Genomic DNA, 18,150 nt, shown 5'->3' with positions numbered 1-18,150 from the left:
CCCCAAGGAGGAACCGCCATGATTGACAAACCATCCCGCAAACCCTTCAAAATGCCGGATATCTACATCGTGCTGGTCATCTTCATCCTGCTGGTGGCCGCACTCACCTACCTCATCCCCGCCGGGCAGTTCGAGCGGCAAAGCCTCGAAACAGCGAACGGCGTGCGCACCGTCGTCGTCCCCGGCACCTACCACGCGACCGATGCCCACCCCGCCGGCTTCATGGACCTCGTTACCGCCATCCCGGACGGGCTGAAACGCGCCGCCAGCGTCGTCTTCCTCACCTTCATGGTCGGTGGCTGCATGGGCCTCCTGAAACGCGCCGGGCTCATCGACATGGGTGTGCACAACCTCATCCGCGCCGTCGGCACCAAGGGCTACCTGGTCATCCCCATCCTCTTCACCGTCTTCTCCTGCATGGCCGCCTTCGTTGGCACGCCGGAACTCTCGCTCGCCTACCTGCCCGTCCTCCTGCCGCTCTTCTACCGCCTGGGCTACGACGGCATGACCGCGACCGCCGTCGCCCTGCTCGGCCCCTGTACCGGCTTCATCTTCGGCCTGACCATCCCCAGCTCCATCGGCCTCGGCCAGCAAATCGCCGAAATCACCCTCTTCTCCGGCACCGGTTTCCGCGCCATCGTCTTCATCAGCGCGCTCCTCATCGCCATCGCCTACGTCATGCGCTACGCCGCCAGAGTGAAAGCGCATCCCGAAAAAAGCCTGAGCCTCGCCAGCGACGCGCTCGTGCGTGCCGCCCTCAGCGCGGAAAACGCTGACCGGCCCGCAGAAATACACTTCACCGCCCGCCAGCGCTACGCCGGCATCGCCTGCCTGATCATGTTCCCCGGCATCATCTTCATGATCCTGAAAAACAACCTCGGCTTCGAAGCCATCGGCGGCCTCTTCCTCTGCATGGGCATCGCGGGCGCGGCGATCGCGGGCAAAAAACCGCAGGAAATCTGCGACGATGTCAACGCCGGCATGCGCGACATGATGGTTGCCTCGCTCATCTGCGGCGTCGCCAGCGCCATCGCCGTCGTCATGGACAAAGGCATGATCACCGACACCTTTGTTTACTGGCTGGAAAGCCTACTGCACAGCGTGCCGCAAGAATGGACGACCATCGCCGTCTTTTGGGAACAATCGCTGTTCAACTTCCTCATCCCCAGCGCCTCCGCCCTGACCCTGCTCACCATGCCCGTCCTCTCTCCGCTTGCCGACCTGCTTGACATCTCGCGCCAAGCCGTTGTCTCCGCCAATGCCTGGGGCGGTCAGCTCACCGACATCTTCTTCCCCACCTCCGGCTTCTTCGTTGCCACCCTCGTCATCGGCAAAATCGAATTCGGCAAATGGATCCGCTTCTACACCCCGCTGATGCTCATTTTTGGCACGCTCGCCAGCATCGCGCTCTACCTCATGCAAATCCTTGCCATCACCTTCTGAACCCACCGGGAGACCCACCATGTACGACACCCTCATCAAAAACGGCCTGCTCGTCCTGCCCAACACCTGCCTGAGCGGCGACATCGCCATCCAGGACGGCAAAATCGCCCGCATCGCGCCGCAGATAGATGCAGCAGCGGCGGAAACCATCGATGCCGCCGGCAACTACGTCCTGCCCGGCATGGTGGACGTGCACATGCACATCTCCGAACCGGGGCGTACCGAATGGGAAGGCTACCTCACCGGCACCAAAGCTATGGTTGCCGGCGGCACCACCGCCTTCGTCGAAATGCCGCTGAACACCATCCCGGCGACGATGGACATCAACAGCCTCAATCTCAAACTCGAAGCCGCCAAAAACCAGTGCTACGCCGACTACACCCCGATGGGCGGCCTCCTGCCCTGGAACCACGACGACCTCAAACCGCTGTCGGAAGCGGGCGTCGCCGCCTTCAAAGCCTTCGTCGCCACCTGCGGCAGCGGCAAACCGGGCGACTTCAAAAACGTAACCGACTACGAACTCTACGCCGGCATGCAAATACTGGCCGAGACCGGCGACCTGCTCATCGTCCACTGCGAAAACGCCAGCATCACCGACAAACTCGGCGAAAAAGCCCAACAAGAAGGAAAAAAACTGCTCTCCGACTACGTCGCCACCCGCCCCGTCTTCACCGAAGTCGAAGCCGTACGCCGCGTCCTGCTGCTCGCCAAAGAGACCGGCTGCCGCATCCACATCGCCCATTGCAGCTGCCCGGAAGCCGTCGCCGCCGTCCTCGAAGCCCAGGCGGAAGGCGTGGATGCCAGCTGCGAATCCTGCCCACACTACTTCCTGCTCGCGACCGAAGACCTCAACGCCATCGGCAACAAAGCCAAATGCTCGCCGCCCATCCGCGACCGCAAAAACCAGGCGCGCATGTGGGAACTGCTGGCAAACGGCCTCCTCAACATCATCGGATCCGACCACTCGCCCTGCACCTCCGACCTCAAAGCGGGCGACGACGCCTTCAAAGCCTGGGGCGGCATCAGCGGTACCCAAAACAGCGTGGACATGATGTTTGATGCGGCAGTGAAAAAACGCAACATCAGCCCCGTCACCCTCATGCAGGCACTGGCCACCCAGCCCGCCGCCCGCTTCCGCCTCGCCGACAAAGGTGCGCTGGCCCTCGGCAAAGACGCCGACATCGTCATCCTCGACCCCAACCAGTGCTACACCCTGCACGCTGAAGACCTCTACTACAAAAACCCCTTCAGCGCCTACGAAGGCTTCGACATCGGCTGCCGCATCACCCGCACCCTGCTGCGCGGCAAAACCGTGTACACCCTCGCCGACGGCATCATCGGCCAACCGCAGGGCAAAAGGATGTACATCGCCAAATAAAGCGCAAAACCCGGTAACCGCGCCGCTTGACGGGCCCAGTAATCACGCCGCTTGACGGGCCCAGTAATCACGCCGCTTGGCGGGCCCGGCAACCACGCCGTTTGCCCCCCCCCGCAGCACAAAACCCATCACCCCAACCCAAGGACACACCATGAAAATCGTCATCGCCCTCGGCGGCAACGCCCTCCTGAAACGCGGCGAACCCATGACCGCAGAAAACCAGCGGGAAAACGTCAAAACCGCCTGCGGCCAAATCGCCCGCGTTTACGACGGCAACCAACTCATCATCACCCACGGCAACGGTCCGCAAGTCGGCCTGCTCGCGCTGCAAAACAACGCCTACAAAGAAGTGCCGATGTACCCGCTTGACGTCCTCGGCGCCGAAACCGTCGGCATGATCGGCTATATGATCCAGCAAGAACTCTCCAATGCCGTGCCGCGTAGTGCCTCCATCGCCACCGTACTCACCCAAATCCAGGTGGACCCGCAAGACCCCGCCTTCCAGAAACCCAGCAAACCCGTCGGCCCGGTGTACAGCAAAGAAGAAGCAGACAAAATCGCCGCCGAAAAAGGCTGGACCATGGCGCCGGACAACGACAAATACCGCCGTGTCGTCGCCAGCCCCAAACCCGTCAACATCTACGGCCTGCGCCCGCTGAAAACCCTCATCGAAAACAACTACATCGTCGTCTGCGGCGGCGGTGGCGGCATCCCGACCTGGGTTGATGATGCGGGCAAACAGCACGGTGCCGAAGCCGTCATCGACAAAGACCTCGCCAGCGCCCTGCTCGCCACCCTGATTGACGCCGACCTCTTCGTCATCGCCACCGATGTGGATGGCGCCTACATTGACTGGGGCAAACCCGAACAAAAACGCATCGCCCTCGCCACGCCGGACGCCGCCCTTGCCTTCGGCTTCGCCAGCGGCTCAATGGGCCCGAAAATCGAAGCGGCGGCCAACTTCGCCAAAGCGACCGGCAAAGACGCCGTCATCGGCGCACTCGCCGACATCGAACAAATCGTCGCCGGCAAAGCGGGCACCCGTATCAGCGGCAAAGCTGAAGGCGTCACCTACGCTTGAGTCCTGACGAACATTCCTCCCGCAGACAACGCCTTTCCGCAGGGAAAGGCGTTTCTTACTAACGAATCCGCCGATAAAAACCCTTCCCCGTTGCCGGAGAAGGGTTGCGGGTTAGCACACCGGTTACGGCAGCAGCGGTTTTGCCGTGCTGTCCGCTGCGGCGGCTGCAAGCGGCGGCTGTTGCAGCGGCGGAGTGGCGAGGTTGTCCGTCGTTGCGCTGCGGGCATCGAAGGCAGCCATGGCTTCGATCAGATGCTGTGCCTGGGCGGCAGCCTTGGTATCACGTGCGGTGGCAGCACTTTGTGTGCCGCCCGTCGTTGGTGTTGCCGGATGGCTGTCCGTCGTGGCAGCACCGCCTTGTTGCCCGGCACTTTTGGCCTGTGCCGCCAAAGCCTTGGTCGGAGCGGTAGCAGTGGTATCACGATCAGCCGCAGCGGCTTGTTGTGCGACGGCCGCTTTTTCTGTTGATGACGTCCCAACAGATGTCGCAGGCGCGGTTTCCGCTTTCGCTTCTTTAACCGTCTGTGCAGAGGCTGCCGTATCCGTCGCTGTTTGCGCAGCGGGATTTTTCTCCGTTGCGGCGACACTCGCAGATGGCAGACCATCCTTGAGCAAATCGCGGCTGCGGATGTCGGCGACACTGTATGAAGCGTCATCAAAAGCGAAGTTGTAACGGCTGTGACTGTCGCTGTAGAAGTAATCCTTGACCGTAACCTGATCTTCGCTGCCGTAAGCCTTGATGTTGAGGTTCCAGCCGTCGCGGCTAAAGACGGCATCTTGTGCTTTTGCACCGTTGAAGCGCAGGGTATCGGCCTGCTCGTCTTTGCTGGCGTAATCGCTGACAACGTCTTTGCCGTGACCCGCGCGGAAGAGGTAGGTGTCACTCTCGTAGGAACCGCCATTCAGGCTGTCATTACCGGTGCCGCCGTCAAGGGTGTCGTGACCGGCACCTCCATTGAGCGTGTCGTCACCCTCGCCACCGTTGAGGGTATCGTCGCCTTCGCCGCCGTTGAGGCTGTCGTTGCCGGTACCGCCGTCAAGGGTGTCGTGACCGGCACCTCCATTGAGCGTGTCGTCACCCTCGCCACCGTTGAGGGTATCGTCGCCTTCGCCGCCGTTGAGGCTGTCGTTGCCGGTACCGCCGTTGAGAACGTCGTTGCCACCGTGACCTTCCAGGGTATCGTGACCCGCACCACCGTTAATGATGTCGGCGGTCGCCCGACCGGTCAGTTGGTCATTGCCGTCCGTGCCGTTCAGGGTGAATACCCGGGCGGCCAGGTCTGCCGCACCGAGGGTGCTGTCGTCGAACTGGAAGTGGTAGCGGCTGTAGCTGTCGCTGTAGAAGTAATCCTTGACCGTAACCTGATCTTCGCTGCCGTAAGCCTTGATGTTGAGGTTCCAGCCGTCGCGGCTAAAGACGGCATCTTGCGCTTTTGCACCGTTGAAGCGCAGGGTGTCGGCCTGCTCGTCTTTGCTGGTGTAATCGCTGACAACGTCTTTGCCGTGACCCGCGCGGAAAAGGTAGGTGTCACTCTCGTAGGAACCGCCATTCAGGCTGTCATTACCGGTGCCACCGTCAAGGGTATCGTGACCGGCACCGCCATTGAGTGTGTCGTCACCCTCGCCACCGTTGAGGGTATCGTCACCTTCGCCGCCGTTGAGGCTGTCGTTGCCGGTACCGCCGTTGAGAACGTCGTTGCCACCGTGACCTTCCAGGGTGTCGTGACCCGCACCACCATTAATGATGTCGGCGGTCGCCCGACCGGTCAGTTGGTCATTGCCGTCCGTGCCGTTCAGGGTGAATACCCGGGCGGCCAGGTCTGCCGCACCGAGGGTGCTGTCGTCGAACTGGAAGTGGTAGCGGCTGTAGCTGTCGCTGTAGAAGTAATCCTTAACCGTAACCTGATCTTCGCTGCCGTAAGCCTTGATGTTGAGGTTCCAGCCGTCGCGGCTAAAGACGGCATCTTGTGCTTTTGCACCGTTGAAGCGCAGGGTGTCGGCCTGCTCGTCTTTGCTGGCGTAATCGCTGACAACGTCTTTGCCGTGACCCGCGCGGAAGAGGTAGGTGTCACTCCCGTAGGAACCGCCATTCAGGCTGTCATTACCGGTGCCGCCGTCAAGGGTGTCGTGACCGGCACCGCCATTGAGCGTGTCGTCACCCTCGCCACCGTTGAGGGTATCGTCACCTTCGCCGCCGTTGAGGCTGTCGTTGCCGGTACCGCCGTTGAGAACATCGTTGCCACCGTGACCTTCCAGGGTGTCGTGACCCGCACCGCCGTTAATGATGTCGGCGGTCGCCCGACCAGTCAGTTGGTCATTGCCATCCGTGCCGTTCAGGGTGAATACCCGGGCGGCCAGGTCTGCCGCACCGAGGGTGCTGTCGTCGAACTGGAAGTGGTAGCGGCTGTAGCTGTCGCTGTAGAAGTAATCCTTAACCGTAACCTGATCTTCGCTGCCGTAAGCCTTGATGTTGAGGTTCCAGCCGTCGCGGCTAAAGACGGCATCTTGTGCTTTTGCACCGTTGAAGCGCAGGGTATCGGCCTGCTCGTCTTTGCTGGTGTAATCGCTGACAACGTCTTTGCCGTGACCCGCGCGGAAGAGGTAGGTGTCACTCTCGTAGGAACCGCCATTCAGGCTGTCATTACCGGTGCCACCGTCAAGGGTGTCGTGACCGGCACCGCCATTGAGTGTGTCGTCACCCTCGCCACCGTTGAGGGTATCGTCACCTTCGCCGCCGTTGAGGTTGTCGTTGCCGGTACCGCCGTCGAGAACGTCGTTGCCACCGTGACCTTCCAGGGTGTCGTGACCCGCACCGCCGTTAATGATGTCGGCGGTCGCCCGACCAGTCAGTTGGTCATCGCTGTCCGTGCCGTTCAGGGTGAATACCCGGGCGGCCAGGTCTGCTGCACCGAGGGTGCTGTCGTCGAACTGGAAGTTGTAGCGGCTGTAGCTGTCGCTGTAGAAGTAATCCTTGACCGTAACCTGATCTTCGCTGCCGTAAGCCTTGATGTTGAGGTTCCAGCCGTCGCGGCTAAAGACGGCATCTTGCGCTTTTGCACCGTTGAAGCGCAGGGTATCGGCCTGTTCGTCTTTGCTGGTGTAATCGCTGACAACGTCTTTACCGTGACCCGCGCGGAAGAGGTAGGTGTCACTCTCGTAGGAACCGCCATTCAGGCTGTCATTACCGGTGCCGCCGTCAAGGGTGTCGTGACCGGCACCGCCATTGAGTGTGTCGTCACCCTCGCCACCGTTGAGGGTATCGTTACCTTCGCCGCCGTTGAGGCTGTCGTTGCCGGTACCGCCGTTGAGAATGTCGTTGCCACCATGACCTTCCAGGGTGTCGTGACCCGCACCGCCGGCAAGATAGTTGGCGCTGTCATTACCGCCCAAGGTGTCGTTGCCGTCGCCGCCAATGCGGTGTCCCAGGGTTTCCAGGTTCTTTTTACCGAGGACGTCGGCGTATTGGGCGAAGGTGCCGTTTTGTGCCGCTTCGGCTATGTATTGCACGAATTGTTCGGCCAGTGGTGCCATTGCGGTGTTTTTGCCGTCGGCATTGCCTTTGGCCAGCAGTTCGCCGAGGTCGGTGAAGACTTTGCCGGGGTTTTTCCGGTGAATTTCGGCGAAGAGTGCGGAGACGCCGCTGTAATCAATGCTGTATTCGCCTTTTTCGTTCATGCGCAGGCGCATGGCGTCCAGGTAGGGGCGCAGGCGGGTCTGGAAGAGCAGGCCGTCGTAGAGGCTGTCGGCGAGGCGTTCATAGGTATCGTTGACGGTATCGACGATATGCTGCGCTTCTTTTTTGCTGAAGTAGTAGAGGTTTGGAGAACGGGTGCCGGTGAAGGCGTCAAGAATGGCGATCCTGCGGTTCAGTTCGGCCTGTTTTTGTCCGGTAGGATCAGGTTGACCGATAAGTTCCCAAAAATCCATCATCATGATTTCATTCATATGTTCGATCTGGGACGGGGTGAGGCCAATGCCCCTGCGCCGGTCCTGTTGGCCTGCGGAGGTAAAGTCGGCACTTATCTTGATGTTTGGGTCACGACGCTTGTCGGTATCCGCCCAAGCTTTGAGCAGTTTGTGGCGCAGGGCGAGCTGTTCTTCTTTGGTTGCCGCGTTTTTGTACTGCTGCAGCACCTCCGCCAGTTCGGAGGACTGGGCAGCGGCTTCGCGCAGGTCGCGCAGTCTGCCGCTGCCGCGCAGGTTCACTTCGCGCCGCTGTTCGTCCGTGAGCGGGATGCGGTCGCTGAAACGGCTGTGGAAGCGATCGGCGGAAAGTTGTAAGTCACCCATAATGTGTTCGTTGCCGTCTTCATCGGTGTAGCTGCCGACTTCGGCCAGCGTATTGCCGTTGCCGAGGTCTTTGTCCGCCTGTCTATAGCCAAGGTTGAGCGACTTGATGCGCAGGTCTTTGAGTGTAAAGAGCTCGCCTTCTTCGCTGATGCCGTTGTGATTGAGGTCGCGCCAGACGCCGAGTTTCTTGAAAGCGCTGTCGGCGGCATCCACTTTGCCATCGCCGTTTTCATCCAGTTCGGCCAGTGCGGCAAAACCATGCGCGGCGGTCTTACCACTCTTGAGCGGGGTGTTGTCGCCAAAGATTTCGCTACCGTCGTTGATTTTGCCGTCGCCGTTGCGGTCATGCACGAGGATGCCGTCGTTGCCGTGCACCCAGCCGGTGGCGGTGCGGATGCCGCTGCGTTCGTGGTCAAACATCGCGCCATCATGACCATTGGCAGCGAGGGTTTCGATGCCGTTGCCGTTCAGGTCAAGAGCGAGGGGGTCAACTTTGTGGAAAAACATCTCGCGCAGCAGACCGGTCCAGTTACCTGTCAAGAGATGTCCCCATGTTGAGGGCTTTTTCAAGAAATCAGGGATCTTTTCAATTATGTCATTTATACTAAACCCTGATATATCAGATACAGGCTTTTTAGGATCTTTCGGAGGTTCTTCCAGCATTGTATTGACAAAGAAATCTGCTATCTCTTTCTTCCTTCTGTCAGATATATAGCTCAAACCAATATCTTTAAGGAATCCTGGAAAGAAATCTATAAAATTACTATAAGTCTTATCCTCACCATTAAGACGCTGATTAGTTACATTAATTGTGAAATCAGTAGATATTCCGATATTAGTCATGCTGTTATGTATCGCAAGATAATCTATTGCCGTTCCTCCGCCGCCACGTATTGTAGCAATAGCTTGAGCCATTTTTGTCATCGCTCCGAAACCACTCATGATGCTATAACCAACCATAGCAATATCTGCCATCAGTCGTGCACCTTTAACAACCTCCAAGTTGTTAAACTGCATTAATCCTCTATCAAAATTTGTCCCATATTTCTCTATAGCATCAGTTGCGATTCCCACGGATAATGCACCATATTTATCAGTTTTTTCCTGCATTCGAGCAAGTTTGCTCTCATAATCAAGAGCTGCCATAGCACTACTTTCTGGTGCAGATGAATTATATTCAGGCTTAGTTAACCCTCGAACAGCCATTTCTTCCATCTCACTGCGTAGATTTTTTAGCTTTCCTTCTTGGCTAAGGGAATTATTATAATCAATTGCTATATTACCTAGCTGTTCGCCAGTAAATGAAAAATCTTTCATGTCATAAGAATCAACAGGATGCGTCTTGCTAATTCTGTCAAAAGATTCTTTGGAATGTTCCGCTATTCCTTCAGCGTTGGAACGGATAGTATTATTATCTATTGAGCTATTATCTATAAGCCCTTGAAATTTTTCTTCTGCTTTTTTGTTACCTAATAGCTGTCTTTGAACTTCCATATATGAATCAAGAACAGACTTATTCTTATTTGTTTCTAATCCAGCATCTCGACTAGCTTTTTCACGAGACAATCTGATCTCATCATAGGTTAGATCACGGTTAACGACCCCCTCTTCTCTTGATATTTTTAATAAAGAATTTAGATTATTTATAGCAGTTTTCTGATAAAGAGCATCAGCCAGAGTATCATTCATTCTGATTTTGCTGCCTCTATTTTGATTATCAAAATAGACAGCATTGGCAGCGCCATATGTTGTGCTACGGTCATATTCATTTTTTGCCCATGCAGCACTGGAAAATCCCCAATCATTCAACTGACGATAGACTTCATCTATTCCTTTTCTTCCTTGTCCAGCTTTTGTGATTAGATCACTAATCTCAGCTTGCGTTGGTGAATGTTTGATAGCCATTATTTTCTCCTATTTTGCTTGAAAACTATTAACTAATTTAATAGTATTTCTTTGCATGCTTTTCCACTGTGAAAGTCGTGGTCTAACATAATCTATCTTGATATAAATATTAATTGGTGGCGGAAAGATAAAATAGTGCAGGCATGTTGGAGCAGGAACAGGAGAATTAGAACACTCAATATATGTTTGCACATGTCCTTCTTTATCACGACCAATAAATATATCACTAGAAAATTCATTCTCCCGCCAAGGTCTTCCACTCTTTTGATCTATTCCCGGATTTGCATAGACTTCCAGTCCATATAATTGCTCTGATGTCTTCTCATAAAAACCCAAGTAATTAGGAGAAGGTACAGATAGTTGTTCTTTATCTATGTCCGCTGCCAGCATTCGATCCAGGTTTTTATATTTTGGCGGAAGCGTTGGATTAAAAGAAATATGTACACCTACCCTATCACTTTTAGTGCCATTAATGCCCCAGTCTTTATCGTCGCGTTCGCGTAGCGCAGGGTCGTTGTTGTCCAGCAATTGCGCATCACTGTTAAAGAAATAAAAGCCGAAGGAGGTAATCACGGATTGATAGCTACGCGTCGGCGGATTGTAGGTGCGCAGTTTTTCCGGATCCCAGCCGGGGGAGTCGTCGTATTCGACAAGGCTGACCACCGAAGACGGCAGGTTGACCGGAACGCCGCCGAGGTTGCCGATGATGTAGGGCTGGCCGTATTTGTCCTTCGGCGCATCGTCAGGTTGTTGACTTGCCGCACCGTGCATGGCGCGGGCAAGGTTGCCCATGTCTTCGGCGGTGATATTCGGCATCCCGTCGGCGGCGGGTGCGGAGCTTACTGCCGCAGCGGTGGCGGTTGCCTGCGCTGCGGGTTTTGCCGTTTTATCCGCCTGCGGTTTGTCGCAGGCAAAGAGCAAGGCAGCAAATGCAAGGCTCAAGGCGAACAACAGCGGCTTGCGGGTGATGTTGGTCGGTTGGTTTGTCATGTGGTGTCCTTAGATGTTTGTCTTTCAAGAGCACAACGTGTTGTTATGCGGTTTTTGTAGGGAGACTATACACCTCCGTTACGGATTCGTAAAGAGTCTGTCATGTGCGTTTTGGCGCATTTGGGGCGAAGCTCCGCCGGGCGGGGACGATATTTGCGCCGCTTGGCGGGGGTGGTATTGATGCCGCTTGGCATGGTTCGTCCTGCGGACGAATGCCCCTCCCCAACCCCTCCGCCGGGTACCCAAAAACGCTCGCATTTTTGGGGTGCGGTCACGGATGAGGGGCTTTTTACCTCGCTTGGCGGTGTTTCTTCCGTGCTGTTATCAAGGACTCAAAAAGCAGGCTGTGCCTGCTGAATAGCCTTTATGAGGTCCCAAATGCGTCGAAGAACCCATTGATGTATCTGTTACACCTGCACCATGCATATCCTGCATAATTTTTGCCTGATCAGGGTCGGTAAACAGTCCCATCCGGTTATTGTAGGACTGCATAAAGGCTTCCGGAGTTATCCCAAATATTTTTGCTAGTCTTGTTCCATGTATTCTCAATATCTCCAATGGAATTACATGGTGAATCTGATAGCTAATATTATTTGTGGTGCTCATAAATATCTCCCTAAAGATTATTTAGACTAAACGGCATGGAAAAGCCGGTACGGAGCGGTTATTTATGCCTACATCCCTAATGACTTTCATTAAGTTGTCCGATATAAATATTGAATCACAAATCCACGGATCATGCCAAAGATCAACAGGTGCATGAAGCGCGTCCTTAGAAAAAGCAAACTCTAGGCAACCTTCCTTATCCCGTGGTGAATGATAATATTCATGTCCATCTATAGGTCCAGAAAATTTTAAATACGGCATGGAAGAGCCTTCGGATTTCTCTGGAAGAAAATAATGATGCGCCTCGCAGACATTAATAAAATAATAGAATTTGTTATCGACATATTCATCCAACTGCAAGTCATAAAAACGTACAGGATAAATTTCCGTAATACCTGTCCTAAATTGTTGAAAAATTTCTGCCAATTTGGTGGATAAGATTAGATAACCATCATTAATTATAAAGATATCTGGGAATATTACATCTTTACCTACTTTTGAGGAGGAGTACATAGTCGTTGGTAAATGTTCAAGATGTAAAGGTTTATTTATTGAATATGGATCAATAACTCTATTAATATAAGCTTCATTAATCCTATGAAATCCACTTTTCTCTTCCTCAGTAGGTGATTTTTTTTTACTAAATTCATACCTGTCTTTAACATAATCGTAGATTCCAGGAAAGCTAAGCTCAAATCCTCGCAATTTGCGCGCTATTTTTCTGACATCAAGCATCCAAATAGTAGGTTTCTTTATTGCCATAAATTATCTCCTTAAATTAAAGTTACCAAGCATACAGCTTTATGCTTTTTTACATAAAATTTTTATTAGACCTCTTGCGAAAGTATCCTGAAGATTTACAATTCCCAAATGAAATACGAAAACCTCATCCAAAGAAGCAATAGCGAATTCAAACGGCTCACAGGTGTAACGCCCGTCCTTTTTCACGAGATGCTGCAAGTTACCACAGAAGCAGAAAGCCGGAAGATCAAGTCAGGCAGGCCGCATACGCTCAGCTTGGCAGACCAACTGCTGCTTACCCTAAGCTATCTGCGTCATTACCATACCCAACTCGAATTGGCCGCCATCTACGGCCTTTCCGAAAGTAATGTCTGCCGTACCATTCGTAAAACCGAGGACACCCTTATCCGTTCCAAACGCTTTTCCCTGCCAAAACACAAGAATCCGGCCGACCAAACGGTCATCATTGACGTGACCGAAAGCCCGATTGAACGTCCCAAAAAAACAGCGGCAGTATTACAGCGGCAAGAAAAAGCGGCACACGGTTAAAATCCAGGTCGTATACGGCAGAGAAACCGAAAAAATCATCAGCATCCGGACGGGGGTGGGTGCTCAGCACGATATGCGTTTAGCCAGGAGGCACCTTACAGAGCTTTATCCCTACAAAATGGTCATTGCGGATAAGGGTTATCAAGGATTGGCTAAAACCGGATTACAGACCCCGAAAAAGAAATCCAAACATCATCCGCTGAACAAACAGGATAAAGAGGCGAACAGGCTGTTAGGTAAACTCAGAACCGTCGTCGAGCACATCAACAGGAAACTGAAGATATTCAAAATATTGTCGCTGCCTTACCGCAACAGGCGGAAACGGTTCGGGTTAAGGGCAAATCTGATTGCAGGACTGGTTAATGCGATGGGATGAATATTTTCGCAAGAGGTCTATTAAGTTTAACCAAGCCTCTTATGTGTATATCCCTTTTGAGGTGATATTTGCCGCCGCTGCGGTGGCGGCTGCCTGCGGCGCGGGTTTCGCGGCTTTATCCGCTTGCGGCTTGTCGCAGGCGGCAAGCAGGGAAAAGAAGGCAAGGCTCAGGGCGAAGAGCAGCGGCTTGCGGGCGGTATTGGTCGGTTGGTTTGCCATGCGGTGTCCTTAATTTATATGTTTGCCTTCCAAGGGAACAACGTGTTGTTATGCGGTTTTTGTGGGGAAACGATACACCTCCGTTACGGATTCGTAAAGAGTCTGTCATGTGCGTTTTGGCGCATTTGGGGCGAAGCTCCGCCGGGCGGGGACGGTATTTGCGCCGCTTGGCGGGGGTAGTATTGATGCGGCTTGGCATGGTTCGTCCTGCGGACGAATGCCCCTCCCCAACCCCTCCGCCGGGTACCCAAAAACGCTCGCATTTTTGGGGTGCGGTCACGGATGAGGGGCTTTTTACCTCGCTTGGTGGTGTTTCTTCCGTGCTGCTATCAAGGACTCAAAAAGCAGGCTGTGCCTGCCCGGCGGGCTGAAGCTCGCCCTACGTAAAGCTGGTCAGCTTCAGAATCGGCATTAGCGCCATGAGCGGCTTCATTAGGTCTGATCATCCCCTTGTTACTCTTGCCGTTTTGCAGATTGCGTTCCATCATGTTCTGCAAATTCTGCCGTGCGGAAGGAGAGTTATATAAGGCGTCTGCAATTTCTGAAATGGCATTTTTGCCAAATTTTTTTCACTTTGCAAATCGTTTCTTACCTCATCGGAAAACATCTCTTCTATATCGCGTCTGGTTATGTCATCCATAAAACACTCCTGAGTTAGTCATCTGTCTGTTTGGGAGAATATGTAATCCATAATTGAAATGCATATGCTTCAGTCGTCATTTCTAGCCCCCAGCTGCTTTTCAATTCTTGACCATAGCTATACTTAATGCCAGAATAATATTCTATTGGTTTTTTTCTGTCTATGCTGATATAAGGATTATAGCGCTTTGTTATACCCATGTCTCCCTCCTTTATAGGATCATGGTAACCATGTCTTGCAGTATCAGTAAAATACTTGTCTAAAACAGGAATCGGGTTAAAATCCTTATCTATCCCGCTTAGGGTAATTGTATACCCTTTATCTTGGGAATCATACAATACCTCAAATTCATAGTCCTCGCTTGGAAGAATATGAAGAATATTGAGGCTATCAACCCCATCAATACCCCAAATGTCCGGAAGTTCAATAAGTACTTCTTTCTTTTTATCACCTTCATTATCACCTTTACTAAATACTATCCAGTTTATATCGCCCTGAAAATAGCAGGCAATATTATGGCGCGAGTAAAACTCCCGTCCTTTATCCCGCGCGTTTTTAGCAAAAGAAAGCATGTTCTCAGTCAGTTGCTCCCTGGTTTGTGCAGGCGAGATGCCTGTTGGGCATTCATGCTGTGTTTTTGTGTCCGCTTGCGGTAATGCCTGCCTGCTGGCAGGGACTTTACCTGCCGACACGTCAGCATCCGATGCACGGCTCTCTGCCGCACTCTCCGACAAGTCCGCCACTTTTGCTGTTTCTTCTGCCTGCGCGTTATCACATACGGCAAGCATGGCGATGGTGGCAAGCCCTAGGGCAAGAAGCAGCAGCTTGCGGGCGGTGTTGGTCGGTTGGTTTATCATGCGGTGTCCTTATTTATATGTTTGCCTTCCAGGGGAACAACGTGTTGTTATGCGGTTTTTGTGGGGAAACGATACACCTCCGTTACGGATTCGTAAAGAGTCTGTCATGTGCGTTTTGGCGCATTTGGGGCGAAGCTCCGCCGGGCGGGGACGGTATTTGCGCTGCTTGGCGGGGGTGGTATTGATGCCGCTTGGCATGGTTCGTCCTGCGGACGAATGCCCCTACCCAACTTCTCCGCCGGGTACCCCAAAAACGCTCGCATTTTTGGAGCGCGGTCACGGGCGAGGGGCTTTTTACCTCGCTTGGCGATGTTTCTTCCGTGCTGCTATCAAGGACTCAAAAAGCAGGTTGTGCCTGCCCGGCGGGCTGAAGCCCGCCCTACGTAAAGCCCAGCATTTACGCCGCTTGGTGGGGGACGGGTGGTTTAGCGCGGGAAGCTCAGGGTGATGCGCAAGCCGTCGGCGTGGTTTTCAGCGGTGGCACTACCGCCGTGGCGGTGCATGGTTTCGGCGACCAGTGTCAGGCCGAGGCCGCTGTTTTCTTTGCGGTTCAAGGTGTAGTAGCGCTCAAAGAGGCGCGGCAGGGCGTAGTCGGGGATGGGTGCTGCGGTGCGGTTGTGCAGGCTGAGGGTGGTGTGGCTGCGGCTTTGTGCAACGGTGAAGGTGAGGGTACTGCCTTCCGGGGCGGCGCGGATGGCGTTTTCCAGCAGGTTGGCGAGGGTTTGTTCGAGCCAGAAGGGATCGGCGCGAAGGGTAAGCGGTGGTTTGGAGGGAGCGTTGGCGGTTATGGGTTGGTTCGCTGTCGCGGGCTGTTCCAGCTCCCTCCCGTCTTCTTCCGGGAAATGGGCTTTTCCCGCAGTGTCTGCGTTGTGCATTGGCGCATCAACAGCCTCTTTTTTGCTGCCCCCACCCCAGTTCTTCCCGCCGGATACCCGCGTGGGAAGCGGCCACGAGGAAGGGGCTTTTTCTTCCGTGATGTTTTCGTGGAAGCTGAGGTGTTTTTGTGCGAGTCGCGCTTGTTGGGCGTGCACGAGTTTGTGCCAGAGGGCGGCGATATCAAGCGGTTGTTTGTTGAGCGGGTCTTTTTCAAGGCGTGAGAGTTCGAGCAGGCGGCGCACGAGTTCGTGCAGGCGGTTGCTTTGTTGGGCGATGTTCGCCGCAAAGCGGGCGCGGTCGGCGGCGGGCAGGTCGTCTTGCAGCAATTCGGCGCTGGTGGTGATGGCGGTGAGCGGGCTTTTCAGTTCGTGGGTGAGGGTTTCGATGTAGCGGGTGACGTAGTCGCGGTCTTCGAGTTCGCGCCGCATGTTGCCGATGGCGTCCGTCAGGCGGTTCAGTTCGGAGGCGAGGTGGAAGCGCGGCGCGGGCGGGATAGGCGCGTGGGCGGTGGCGTAGCGGCGGACAAGGTTGATGCTGCGCCGTATCCACAGGGTAAGCAGGGCGATGAGGGCGAGGCTGGCGGTGAGGTAGAGCGCACCGCTGCGGCGCAGTTCATGCTGGGTTTGTGTCTGGTAAGGCTGGATGTCGGCGCTGGGTTTGCCGAGGCTGACGACGCCGAGCAAGCGGCCATCGCTATCACGGATGGGGGCGGCGACGTACATGGTGCTGCCGTCTGCACCGTGGCTGCTGCGTGCGCCGTATTCGCCGCGCAGGGTGCGCAGGATGTCGTTCCAGCGGCTGTAGTCTTTGCCGGTTTCAAGCGGGTTGGTGTGGTAGAGGACGATGCCGCGCGCATCGGTGATGATGAGTTGTTGGTGGTTCGCGGTTTTGTGGTTTTGGTAGATGTGGACGTCGCGTGGGCGGGCGAGGTCAGCGCGCAGAGCGGCCTGCCAGGCAGGATCGCGGATGTCGCCGTTTTGCAGGGCGGGAGCGAGGCTGGCGGCGAGGATTTGTGCGTTGTCAGCGAGGGTGTCTTCCAGCACTTGCCGCATGCCGGGGCGCAGTTGTTGCTGCACGTCGCGCATGAGCAATGCCCCGCCCAGGGTGAGAACAAGCCCATAGACGAGGAAGAGACGGACAAAGATGGTCATTGCAGGGTAGGCGGGGTGAGCAGCGACTCTATTTGGTTACGGAAGTAGTGGTTGCCGTTGCGGTTGTCGTACTGTTCGGCGAGGGTGCGGGCGTGTTCGGCGGCGTCCGGATAGTAGGGTGCGGCGGCGGTCAGGTATTGCAGGTAGGTGAAGCTGTTGTTGGCACAGGAGGCGTAGATGGCGTCGCTGTGTTTGTCAAAGAGCGCGCGGGCGTCGCTGTGCTCGCCCAAGCGGTTTTTTAGCTGGATGAGGCGCGGCATGATGTGGATGTGTTCGTCACCGGCATTTTCGATGAGTTTAACGGCGTCATTCAGGGTTTCGGCGGCGCGCGTCCAGTCGCCGATGTGGATCATGCTGCTGATGGCGGGATAGTAGGTGATATGCGGCACTTCGGCACAGGTGAGTTCGCCGGCGAGGATCGGCGCGGCGAGTTCGACGGCTTTTTGGTACTGGCCGATGAAGTGGTGGTAGTTGACGAGTTCGGTCTGTTCGCAGGCGGGGCAGTCGGCGCTGTCATCGGCTTCGGTCTCCTGCCAGGCGGTGTAGTGCGCTTTCGCAGCATTGACGTCGCCCATGTCCATGCTCATGAGCATTTGGGTTTTGTGTACGGCGGACTGGCTGAGGCCCGCCCAGTCGTAGCGGTCGCGCATGATTTCGCCGGCGAGGGTCAGGCGTTCTTTTTCGACGCCGAGGTCTTGCGCCAGTTTGGCAATGACCCATTTGTGCTGCCACAGGTTGAGCATCAGCGGCTGCCAGGCGGTATTTTTTTCGTCTTCGCTCGCGTTTTCGTCGTTGTAACAGGCGACGAATTGTTCGGCGTGGTAATCGGTCAGCCATTGCAGGCAGTGCATTTGCAGGCTGGGGCTAAAGCGCTCGTCCAGGATTTCTTCACCGATGATGTGTTCGGCAATGGCGGCGCAGGTGTCGTTGTCGCCGGCTTTTTCGGCTTCATTGAAGGCGGCGATGACGGTTTGCTGGCGTTGTTCGTTGTTATCAAGAGCAGCGAGTTGTTCGCGCAGTTGGCTGATGTCGGTCATGGTGTATTCGT

General features: G+C 54.9%; 13 protein-coding genes. 4 read left to right on the top strand and 9 right to left on the bottom strand.

Translation table 11 applies throughout. From position 1 onward, the window contains the following. The first annotated feature begins 18 nt into the window (after window positions 1–18). The 3 genes from DY250_RS04790 to arcC all read left to right on the top strand — a co-directional run bounded on the left by DY250_RS04790 (window position 19) and on the right by arcC (window position 3,902). A complete protein-coding gene (locus tag DY250_RS04790; protein ID WP_115611255.1) occupies window positions 19–1,443 on the top strand; it encodes a YfcC family protein in 1,425 nt (474 codons plus the stop codon). A gap of 19 nt (window positions 1,444–1,462) precedes the next feature. Next, the gene (gene allB / locus DY250_RS04785; protein WP_115611254.1) at window positions 1,463–2,821 is read left to right on the top strand and encodes an allantoinase AllB; all 1,359 of its coding nucleotides are present in this window, start codon (window positions 1,463–1,465) and stop codon (window positions 2,819–2,821) included. Window positions 2,822–2,972: 151 nt separating this feature from the next. After that, the gene (gene arcC, locus DY250_RS04780) at window positions 2,973–3,902 is read left to right on the top strand and encodes a carbamate kinase (RefSeq protein ID WP_115611252.1); all 930 of its coding nucleotides are present in this window, start codon (window positions 2,973–2,975) and stop codon (window positions 3,900–3,902) included. Between the two features lie 123 nt (window positions 3,903–4,025). On the opposite strand, the gene DY250_RS04775 is transcribed toward arcC, so the two are convergent. From DY250_RS04775 to DY250_RS13625, 4 genes are all read right to left on the bottom strand, one after another. Continuing rightward, on the bottom strand, window positions 4,026–8,732 hold the full coding sequence (locus DY250_RS04775) for a calcium-binding protein (RefSeq protein ID WP_172542214.1): 4,707 nt from the start codon (window positions 8,730–8,732) through the stop codon (window positions 4,026–4,028). A 1,374-nt stretch (window positions 8,733–10,106) separates the two neighbouring features. Next, window positions 10,107–11,087: a hypothetical protein gene (locus tag DY250_RS04770; protein WP_115611249.1), complete on the bottom strand. Its 981-nt coding sequence runs from the start codon at window positions 11,085–11,087 to the stop codon at window positions 10,107–10,109. 324 nt (window positions 11,088–11,411) lie between these two features. Beyond that, on the bottom strand, window positions 11,412–11,693 hold the full coding sequence (locus tag DY250_RS13630; protein WP_147293451.1) for a hypothetical protein: 282 nt from the start codon (window positions 11,691–11,693) through the stop codon (window positions 11,412–11,414). Between the two features lie 21 nt (window positions 11,694–11,714). Next, window positions 11,715–12,455 (bottom strand): hypothetical protein, encoded by a 741-nt coding sequence (locus tag DY250_RS13625; protein ID WP_147293450.1) that lies wholly within the window; start codon window positions 12,453–12,455, stop codon window positions 11,715–11,717. Between the two features lie 108 nt (window positions 12,456–12,563). On the opposite strand from DY250_RS13625, the gene DY250_RS04765 reads away from it, so the two are divergent. Next, window positions 12,564–13,359, top strand: a protein-coding gene (locus tag DY250_RS04765) for an IS5 family transposase (protein ID WP_115611247.1) whose coding sequence is annotated in 2 segments (ribosomal slippage) — window positions 12,564–12,929 and window positions 12,931–13,359 — 795 coding nt in all. Because the reading frame shifts where the segments join, the coding sequence is not laid out codon by codon here. Window positions 13,360–13,398: 39 nt separating this feature from the next. Here the strand turns inward: DY250_RS04765 and DY250_RS04760 are convergent. The 5 genes from DY250_RS04760 to DY250_RS04745 form a co-directional block, all read right to left on the bottom strand. Beyond that, window positions 13,399–13,578 (bottom strand): hypothetical protein, encoded by a 180-nt coding sequence (locus DY250_RS04760; protein ID WP_115611246.1) that lies wholly within the window; start codon window positions 13,576–13,578, stop codon window positions 13,399–13,401. A gap of 484 nt (window positions 13,579–14,062) precedes the next feature. Then, window positions 14,063–14,218: a hypothetical protein gene (locus tag DY250_RS13935; RefSeq protein ID WP_172542183.1), complete on the bottom strand. Its 156-nt coding sequence runs from the start codon at window positions 14,216–14,218 to the stop codon at window positions 14,063–14,065. A 14-nt stretch (window positions 14,219–14,232) separates the two neighbouring features. Then, complete coding sequence (locus tag DY250_RS04755) at window positions 14,233–15,075, bottom strand: hypothetical protein (RefSeq protein WP_115611244.1); 843 nt, start codon at window positions 15,073–15,075, stop codon at window positions 14,233–14,235. 425 nt (window positions 15,076–15,500) lie between these two features. Beyond that, entirely contained in the window at window positions 15,501–17,102 is a 1,602-nt protein-coding gene (creC, locus tag DY250_RS04750; protein WP_115611243.1) for a two-component system sensor histidine kinase CreC, read from the bottom strand. Then, the gene (locus tag DY250_RS04745) at window positions 17,099–18,139 is read right to left on the bottom strand and encodes a hypothetical protein (protein ID WP_115611241.1); all 1,041 of its coding nucleotides are present in this window, start codon (window positions 18,137–18,139) and stop codon (window positions 17,099–17,101) included. Before DY250_RS04745 ends, creC begins: the two co-directional genes overlap by 4 nt. Window positions 18,140–18,150 lie beyond the last annotated feature (11 nt).

Source organism: Cardiobacterium valvarum, assembly GCF_900460955.1.
GTDB classification, from domain to species: Bacteria; Pseudomonadota; Gammaproteobacteria; order Cardiobacteriales; family Cardiobacteriaceae; genus Cardiobacterium; species Cardiobacterium valvarum.
This window is presented reverse-complemented; position numbering and strand designations above follow the sequence as displayed.

Excerpts from the sequence above, each read along its gene's own strand:
- DY250_RS04745 (WP_115611241.1), bottom strand. The coding sequence starts at position 18,139 with ATGACCGACATCAGCCAACTGCGCGAACAACTCGCTGCTCTTGATAAC.
- DY250_RS04760 (WP_115611246.1), bottom strand. The coding sequence starts at position 13,578 with ATGGCAAACCAACCGACCAATACCGCCCGCAAGCCGCTGCTCTTCGCC.
- DY250_RS04790 (WP_115611255.1), top strand. The coding sequence starts at position 19 with ATGATTGACAAACCATCCCGCAAACCCTTCAAAATGCCGGATATCTAC.
- allB (WP_115611254.1), top strand. The coding sequence starts at position 1,463 with ATGTACGACACCCTCATCAAAAACGGCCTGCTCGTCCTGCCCAACACC.
- arcC (WP_115611252.1), top strand. The coding sequence starts at position 2,973 with ATGAAAATCGTCATCGCCCTCGGCGGCAACGCCCTCCTGAAACGCGGC.
- DY250_RS13625 (WP_147293450.1), bottom strand. The coding sequence starts at position 12,455 with ATGGCAATAAAGAAACCTACTATTTGGATGCTTGATGTCAGAAAAATA.
- DY250_RS13630 (WP_147293451.1), bottom strand. The coding sequence starts at position 11,693 with ATGAGCACCACAAATAATATTAGCTATCAGATTCACCATGTAATTCCA.
- DY250_RS04770 (WP_115611249.1), bottom strand. The coding sequence starts at position 11,087 with ATGACAAACCAACCGACCAACATCACCCGCAAGCCGCTGTTGTTCGCC.
- DY250_RS04755 (WP_115611244.1), bottom strand. The coding sequence starts at position 15,075 with ATGATAAACCAACCGACCAACACCGCCCGCAAGCTGCTGCTTCTTGCC.
- creC (WP_115611243.1), bottom strand. The coding sequence starts at position 17,102 with ATGACCATCTTTGTCCGTCTCTTCCTCGTCTATGGGCTTGTTCTCACC.
- DY250_RS13935 (WP_172542183.1), bottom strand. The coding sequence starts at position 14,218 with ATGGATGACATAACCAGACGCGATATAGAAGAGATGTTTTCCGATGAG.